The following is a 255-nucleotide window of genomic DNA, read 5'->3' on the forward strand; positions in this document are numbered from 1 at the left end:
TTTTGTATCTTCTCTGCAATATCTTTCTGGCAACCCATCGCATCAGTTGTGATGATTTTTCCTTTAATATCCAGCATGTTAAGAAGTTCTGGGATAGCTGTAATCTCATTAGATTTCTCATCCGTCTCGATCTGTCCGATGACCAGACTGTGCATTGTTGAGAACGCACTAATGACATGAATCGCTCCCCTGCGGCGACTCTTGTCATAAGAGTGCCGGAGCGTTTTTCCATCAATTGCAATGACGTCTTTATCA

At 42.7% G+C, this 255-nt stretch carries 1 protein-coding gene; it reads right to left on the reverse strand.

Annotated features, from left to right (window positions below; genetic code table 11):
- On the reverse strand, positions 1-255 hold a 255-nt coding region (locus tag E0D98_RS26700), incomplete at both ends, for an ISAs1 family transposase (RefSeq protein WP_131891675.1).

Source organism: Escherichia sp. KCJ4928 (assembly GCF_004352695.1).
GTDB lineage: Bacteria > Pseudomonadota > Gammaproteobacteria > Enterobacterales > Enterobacteriaceae > ECMA0423.